Annotated in this window: 10 protein-coding genes; 6 read left to right on the forward strand and 4 right to left on the reverse strand. The window is 55.6% G+C overall.

Annotation, left to right across the window (positions count from 1 at the left end):
- Positions 1 to 681: 681 nt before the first annotated feature.
- A complete protein-coding gene (locus ACLIRY_RS26195; protein ID WP_413208374.1) occupies positions 682 to 1,794 on the reverse strand; it encodes a Fic family protein in 1,113 nt (370 codons plus the stop codon).
- Positions 1,795 to 1,973: 179 nt separating this feature from the next.
- Between ACLIRY_RS26195 and ACLIRY_RS26200 the strand changes: the two genes are divergently transcribed.
- The 6 genes from ACLIRY_RS26200 (at position 1,974) to ACLIRY_RS26225 (ending at position 5,104) form a co-directional block, all read left to right on the forward strand.
- A complete protein-coding gene (locus ACLIRY_RS26200; protein ID WP_413208375.1) occupies positions 1,974 to 2,888 on the forward strand; it encodes a type IV secretory system conjugative DNA transfer family protein in 915 nt (304 codons plus the stop codon).
- Positions 2,876 to 3,820 (forward strand): type IV secretory system conjugative DNA transfer family protein, encoded by a 945-nt coding sequence (locus ACLIRY_RS26205; protein ID WP_413208376.1) that lies wholly within the window; start codon positions 2,876 to 2,878, stop codon positions 3,818 to 3,820. Before ACLIRY_RS26200 ends, ACLIRY_RS26205 begins: the two co-directional genes overlap by 13 nt.
- Positions 3,813 to 4,082 (forward strand): hypothetical protein, encoded by a 270-nt coding sequence (locus ACLIRY_RS26210; protein WP_413208377.1) that lies wholly within the window; start codon positions 3,813 to 3,815, stop codon positions 4,080 to 4,082. Before ACLIRY_RS26205 ends, ACLIRY_RS26210 begins: the two co-directional genes overlap by 8 nt.
- A gap of 69 nt (positions 4,083 to 4,151) precedes the next feature.
- Positions 4,152 to 4,472 (forward strand): hypothetical protein, encoded by a 321-nt coding sequence (locus tag ACLIRY_RS26215; RefSeq protein ID WP_413208378.1) that lies wholly within the window; start codon positions 4,152 to 4,154, stop codon positions 4,470 to 4,472.
- A gap of 79 nt (positions 4,473 to 4,551) precedes the next feature.
- Positions 4,552 to 4,797 (forward strand): type II toxin-antitoxin system ParD family antitoxin, encoded by a 246-nt coding sequence (locus ACLIRY_RS26220; protein WP_413208379.1) that lies wholly within the window; start codon positions 4,552 to 4,554, stop codon positions 4,795 to 4,797.
- The gene (locus tag ACLIRY_RS26225; RefSeq protein ID WP_413208380.1) at positions 4,784 to 5,104 is read left to right on the forward strand and encodes a type II toxin-antitoxin system RelE/ParE family toxin; all 321 of its coding nucleotides are present in this window, start codon (positions 4,784 to 4,786) and stop codon (positions 5,102 to 5,104) included. Before ACLIRY_RS26220 ends, ACLIRY_RS26225 begins: the two co-directional genes overlap by 14 nt.
- Positions 5,105 to 5,111: 7 nt before the next feature.
- On the opposite strand, the gene ACLIRY_RS26230 is transcribed toward ACLIRY_RS26225, so the two are convergent.
- The 3 genes from ACLIRY_RS26230 to ACLIRY_RS26240 all read right to left on the reverse strand — a co-directional run.
- Positions 5,112 to 5,780 carry a hypothetical protein gene (locus ACLIRY_RS26230; protein WP_413208381.1) on the reverse strand — a complete coding sequence of 223 codons (669 nt, stop codon included), beginning with the start codon at positions 5,778 to 5,780 and terminating at the stop codon, positions 5,112 to 5,114.
- Positions 5,770 to 6,156 (reverse strand): hypothetical protein, encoded by a 387-nt coding sequence (locus ACLIRY_RS26235; protein ID WP_413208382.1) that lies wholly within the window; start codon positions 6,154 to 6,156, stop codon positions 5,770 to 5,772. The genes ACLIRY_RS26230 and ACLIRY_RS26235 overlap by 11 nt, the downstream gene beginning before the upstream one ends.
- Positions 6,157 to 6,729: 573 nt before the next feature.
- Positions 6,730 to 6,924: IS66 family transposase (locus ACLIRY_RS26240; protein WP_413208383.1), on the reverse strand; the 195-nt coding region annotated here is incomplete at its 5' end.

The raw sequence follows: 6,924 nt of genomic DNA on the forward strand, positions 1-6,924 counted from the left end.
GATACAGATCCGTCACCGGAACCGCCAGGCTCAAGGGGCAAGCGCCGCTGGACGCTATCCGCGATCTCATCCAGGGCAGTTTCGCACTCGCTTGACGCGCCTGCCGCCAACCCCGTGAGCAATTACGAATTTGGGACCGTAACCGTTAATTGGTATCCTGAAACCATGCTTTCTTGCTATCCGTACGGCGTTGGCTACAATCATCTCCCTTGAATTTTCTGACACCTTGTCTCGAAACCAGTTTGCATTTATTGAATCTATGGCATGATGAATCGCTTCTTTCCATGCTGTTTCGTTGCTCAGTGATTTACAAATAATATCTATGTTTAGGCATTCTTCTATTTCACGCAAAATAAGCCATTGTTCATAGGTCGCTTCGTTTAAATGAATCTTGATCTCGACAGTTTTCCTAACTCGGAACAGACCCTCGGATGACCAGCCTCTAGAGTTGCAAATAAGGCAAGATCTCACTGCTGCACGTTTCTGCTTAATTAAATTTTCATTTGAATTTCTTTTGCTTACTGGATCTGTTGCAACCAATTTTTGAAATCGGCTAGATAATCTTAGAAAAATATTGAGGGCTGGGGATGTTTCTTTGTGAGTTGACATCTATATAATTTACCAGCTTTTTTGTAATTTTCTTAGCGAAAATCTATGCTTTAAGCTTCTCACCGTGATCAATTAGGTCAAGGCGGTGGTATTGTCTTGGGCAAGATTGAGCCAGTAGCGGGTATAACGCCGCTCCCCTGTCCGGATTAGGGCGCCCTTGGTCACAAGGTCGGCGAGGTCTCTGGTGGCCGTGGGGCGGGTTGTTCCGGTGATCGAGATGTATTTGTCCGCACTTAGGCCACCCGTGAAGCCTTCTGGGCCTTCTCGGAACATGCGGGCGAGAACCTTGTTCTGCCGCTCGTTGATCTGTCCGTGCAAACGATCAAAGAGCCGGGTTTTGGCGATCAGGAAATCTAGAAGACGGACGGAGTAATCTTGCGCCTCCAAGATGGTTGCAGCGAAATACTCCAGCCATCCCGTGATCTCCAGCCCCTTATTATGCTGTTCGAGATTGAGGTAATAGGCTTTCTTTTTGGACTGGATGGCATGGGAGAGCGCCAACAAGGTCTGTTGTCCCAGACTTTGCGAGAGAGCCTTTTCGGCGATGGCCCGGCCAATCCGCCCGTTGCCGTCCTCGAACGGGTGGATGGTCTCGAAATACAAATGGGCGATGCCCGCCCGGGTGAGCGGCGGTAAGGCATCGGAGCTATTAAACCAGTCGATAAACCGAGTCATGTCCTCGGGGATACGATCCGAGGGCAGTGCCTCGAAATGGACCTTGGGCGCAAGGATCGGGCCGGAGACGACCTGCATCGGCTCGCTGTGGGTGCGGTATCCGCCGATATCGGCCAGGTCGTTGCGTCCTTTCATCAACATGCGATGCCAGTCAAAGAGCATCGCATCGCAGAGTGGTGCATCATAGGTGCGATAGAGGGCGGCCATCATGTCGGCAACGCCTTGCTCGGCGGGCGTGATGCGGCGATCCGGAGCGCCAAGCCCGAAGTTCCGCCGCAAGGAGGCTTGCACGGATTCCCGGTTGAGGATTTCGCCTTCGATCTCGGAGGTTTTGACTGCTTCACTGGTGATAAGCGTAATAACCAAATCATCTTTTTGGTCGGCCGGAACATGCTTTAGGGCGCCGATCACAATGCCAGATTGCTTTTGGAAGCGGGCTTCAAGCGCTTCCAGCTTGGTCTTGTCATAGGTGAATACGGGCCAATCCTGATGCTCCCAACTCCAAGGCATGATCGATAGCGCTCCTTTATATAACTCATAATGTCGCATTTTTATGATTTATAGAAGCAGTTTCTATAAATCAATCCGGGAGCGTCTACCCGAATTACCCCTTGGGGTGCAGGCGAAGTGCCGGATGGGGCCGGGATAGTCCGGGCGGGTGTTCAACCTGCCTGGAAAGGCTATCACCCATGCAAAATCAGACACGGCGCCCCGAGGCGCTTTTGGATCATCTGGCGAAAGACGGATGGTTCACCCGGCCCGTCACCCTGTTTTTGGGGGCTGGACTGGTCACGGCCCTGTTCTTGAATGTCACCGATGGGGCGTTTTTGGAAGGCTCCATCACCTGGAATGTCCCGTACTTCATGGATACGACCCGCTTGCGGCTGTCCATGATGATCGTTGCCGGACTGCTCGGCTTTAGCCTCGGCTGGCTGATCGCCGGGAAGAACCCGCTCATCAAAAGCCTGCTGGCGGGTGTGCTGGCCGGGTTCGTTGTCTTTCTGGCGATTATCGATCAGGGCTCCTTGGGTTGGAGTAGTGCCTCTCTTGGCGCCTTGCTGCTCTTCGTGATGGGGGCTGGCTATTGGCTCCGGCAGGCCTATCGCTATCTGACCGCCCGCCCGAGCACGCTCGGCTCGGCGGAATGGGCCACGGTCCCCTATATGGTCGAGCATGATATCGTCGGTGAGACGGGCTTCCGGCTCGGTCACACCACTTACAACGGCGAGACAATTCCCCTGCATTATGCAGGGGATCGTCACTTGCTGCTCTCCGCCGCCAATCGCTCGGGCAAGGGCACCACGGTTCTGATCCCCAATCTCCTGACCTATCAGGGATCGGTGCTGACCATCGATCCCAAGGGCGAGAATGCGATGATGACCGCCGGGCGCCGCACGGCCATGGGGCAGGATGTCTATGTGGTCGATCCTTGGGGGATTACCGGGCCTGGCGTGGCCCGCTTTAATCCCCTGGACTGGCTGGTTGATGCCGGGGCGGATTTGACCGAGAACGCCATGTTGCTCGCCGATGCGCTGATCGTGCCGATGGGCAAGGAGGATCAGTTCTGGACCGAGGAAGCCAAGGCCCTGAGATGCAAGGGGTGATCGTCCATGTCGCCACGGCGGAGGAAGAGAAAGGCAACCGGACCTTGGCCCGGGTGCGGGATGTCCTGCTGCTGGATGGCGATGGCCTCAAGGCGGTCTTCACCACCATGTTGGACTCCCCGCATCATGTGGTGCGCTCCACCGGGGCACGGCGCCTGCAAAAGGAAGAAAAGCTCCTCGCCAATGTGCTGGCCTCCGCCCAGGCGCAACCGCACTTCCTGGATAGTGCTCGTATCCGGGAGAGCCTGGCCGTATCGGATTTTAAGTTCGAGGATTTGAAGGCCAGGCCGATGACCGTCTATCTGGTGCTCTCTGCGGATCGCCCGAATGCCTTTGGGCGGTGGCTGCGCTTGTTGATCCAGCAAGCCTTGACGGTGAGCGCTCGTAATATTGCCCTGCGTCCGGCAAAACCCGTTCTGTTCCTTCTCGATGAACTGCCCGCCCTTGGCAGGCTGAGCATGGTCGAACAGGCGTTCGGCTTGATGGCCGGGTTTGGAATGCAGCTTTGGGGCGTGGTGCAAGCCCTCTCCCAGCTCAAGCGCATTTACGGGGAGGGTTGGGAAACCTTCATCTCGAACGCCGGGGTGGTGCAGTATTTTGGGTCACGGGATCGGATGAGCGCCGAGTATTTCTCGGCTCTGTGCGGGGTGACCACCGCGTGGAACCTGAGCACGGCAATTGCCCGGGCCTTTGGCACCAACACAGGCGGATCGTCGGAAAGCACCACGAATACCGAGACCTCGTCGGCGACACAGCGCAAGCAGGCCTATGCGGATGAGTTGATGCGCCTGCCCAAAGACAAGCAGCTTCTCCTGATCGAGAACTTGAACCCCGTCTCGTGTTCCCGCACGCCGTGGTTCGAGGATGAGGCGCTCAAATCCCTTGGCGTGAATCTGCGAGATAGCGACACGGCGGAGGCGGATCATGGCTGAGGAGAACACCACCACCCGTCCGGCCTTCACCAAAGCGGCTGGAGGAAAAGAGACTCCCGTGCGGGACAAGGACAATGCGGATCGGGTCTTCGCTCCTCGATATGCCCCCGGCGGGGATAACCGGGCGCCTCGGGGCACGGTGGGAACCAAGCGGGATTTGCCGACCCCGGAGCGAGAGAAAGCGGCAAGCCCGCAATCCCTCAAAAAGACCTTCCAGCCCCTTGTGCGGGGAAATGATAAGGATCGTGGGATCGAGCGCTGATCCAATCAGCCCGCAAATGGGAATATCTTCAAATAGCAGAGCGGTGCGCCGCTCTGCTATTCTGTTATTATGAACCAGTATGAATATGAAGAATATTTAAAGACAGCGCCCCAGCATCCCGATTACGAGCCCATCGGGCGCCGTTACAAAGATTGCTTCGGGATCGAGCAAACCATCATTTTACACAGGAACTATTGGGCCTATCTCGATTGGCTGGTCGAGAATGCCGATTTGGATGCCGAGGCCTGGATCGCCGAGTGCGACAAGCACCGGGAGGACAAGGCATTGTCCTATAATCTGATGCATTGGCTGTGGTGGGATGAGTGCGACCGTCACCGCAAGGGCCACGCCACCCTCTCCGATATCCCGCCCCTCGGCTATGAGGAATAGAGGTTATGGCAATCATTGCCATCTATTTTGACATTCAATGCCATTTCGGGGTATTCTGAACCCAGAGAGGAGAATCCCCATGGCAAGTATGAATGTCTCTTTGCCTGAGTCGATGAAGGCATGGGTCGAAAGCCAGACCCAAGACGGACGCTATAGCAATGCGAGCGATTATGTGCGTGATCTGATCCGCAAGGATCAGGAACGGCGTCATGCCATCGCCACCTTGCAGGCTGCTATCACGGAAGGCATTGAAAGCGGCGAGCCGCAAGCCTTTGATGCCGAGGCTTTCAAGCTGCGGATGCGGGAGCGCCATGTCGTCCGCTAAGCCGATCGGCTATCGTCTTGCACCCAAGGCTTTGGATGATTTTGAAGAAGCGTGGCGTTACTCGGCGGAAACATGGTCGATCCAACAGGCCGACCTATATATCGATGAACTGACCCACGTATTCGAGACACTGGTTTCGGCGCCAGCCCTTGGCCGGGAATGGACAGAGTTCACCCCGCCCGTGCGCATCCATCCCCTGAAACATCATATGATCGTCTATGTCGTGACCGATGATGCCGTGGTTATCATCCGAATTTTGGGCGGGCGCCAAAACTGGCGAGCCATCTTGCAGGCGATTGAAACGTAGTTGTCCCTCACATCGGATAGACTGATCTCACGGGTTCTGGCGGTTCAACGCCCATGGCGGTCATGCCGCAACTGCCCAAAGTGGTGAGAATACCGATCAGGGCGGCTTTTTGGATATTGGCCTTGATCCGGTCTCGGGATTGCTCCCTGTCGATGAAGCCGCTCAGCTTCATGGTGGCGGCACTGATGATCCAACAGGCGGTCATGGTGAGAGGAAGGCAACAGAAGCTAAAAATGAATGCCACGAGGAAGTTTACATTCTCCAGCAGATAGCCCCACCAGACGAAATAGGACCAGAGCACTGCCCCGACGCCAAAGGACAGGCCATATCCGGTCCACCGGGTGAACGCCGCAAGGGGCTTTCGTCTGTTGCCAGATTGATCCAGGGCGAAGCCCAGACAAACGCCTACCAAGGCAATGGACCAGCAGACAATCAGGATAACCGGGAGGTCACCAAGATTGAGGACGGCCAACACCGGGTCCAAAGCCGGATAGTCCCATGCCAGCGCAGAGAGACCATCATAGAGTCCGTCGATTAGGTCGATGAACTGATCATAGAAGACCAGAGCCCAGCCCCCGAAAAGGATGGACAGGCCAAAGCCTGTCCACCGCACGGAGGTTGCCGGAGAGAGACCGCTTTGCACGGCCCCTTCCTGTTGAGCGTTCTCAGACGGCATCGGCCTGACCCGTCATCCGAAGCCGCCCAAAGGCAAAGGCACCAAGGGCCAGGAACACCAGCCCGATCCAGTTCACGGCGGCGGAATAGCCTTTCACGCCGCACTGGGGCTGTCCGAGGGCACCGAACCCGCATTGTCCCACGGCGAGGTTCGCTTCGGACTGGGCGGCGAGATAGGTGTCATAGCTCCATTCCCGGGACGCCGGATCATCCATCCCGGAAACGCTTTCCCGAAGCGGCTGTCTGGTCTGGGTCCAGTTGGACCATTGCTGTTCGGTGAGCGATGTTTCGATAAAAAGAGCGACGCTGTCGATTCCAATCAGGAGCAGCAGCAATCCGGCGGCGAAACCGGATTTGGAGAGAATCGAAGAAGACATATCGAAAGGCTTCCCTTTTGATTTTCTTACCATATTTCTATTCTCAGGTCTTGATCCTGGCGTAAATTCCTGATTCACTTAGAGGTGCCTCCTCATCAAAACCGCTCTCAGAGCCACTTTCAGAAGGGAACCCTTTTGCGCCAACCCCGTGAGCAGTTACCCCGGGGAACATTGTCATATCAACCACTGTCACCCCACCACCACACTCGTTGATGGGGCATCGTAACATTGAATTATCTAAAAATTGCAAAGGAAATTTTGTGCTACGCAGCGGGAAGAACGTTACTCGATCTCACTGTCACCCCTCCCTTTGGTACGTCCCGTTCGGCCTGCCCGCCCGGTTCGCTCTCTCCCTTGAGCCTCTCGCTCCTGTTTACGGAGAGCGCTTCCACTTAAGCGGTTTTGTTTATTTTCAGGCTCTGCTTTTTTACTCTCAGTCGTTGGTTTTTTAGTGTTTTCTGTATTTTGCGTTGCGTTTCCCGTTCTCTCTTTGCATGTCCATATTGTTTTTCAGGCCATCGTAGTCTCTTCTTGAAAATTCCGTAATTGCTCACGGGGTTGGCGGCAGGCGCCTCAAGCGAGTGCGAAACTGCCCTGGATGAGATCGCGGATAGCGTCCAGCGGCGCTTGCCCCTTGAGCTTGGCGGTTCCGGTGACGGATCTGTATCCGGCATGAATTTGCGAGCCCCAGTCGGATCGGAAGCCATTGGTGACTTTCCGGAAGATCACCGACGGTCTGATTTCCCGTTCGGAAATGTTGTTCGTCGG

It is taken from the genome of Rhodospirillum sp. A1_3_36 (assembly GCF_047263945.1).
In the GTDB taxonomy this organism is placed as follows: Bacteria; Pseudomonadota; Alphaproteobacteria; order Rhodospirillales; family Rhodospirillaceae; genus Rhodospirillum.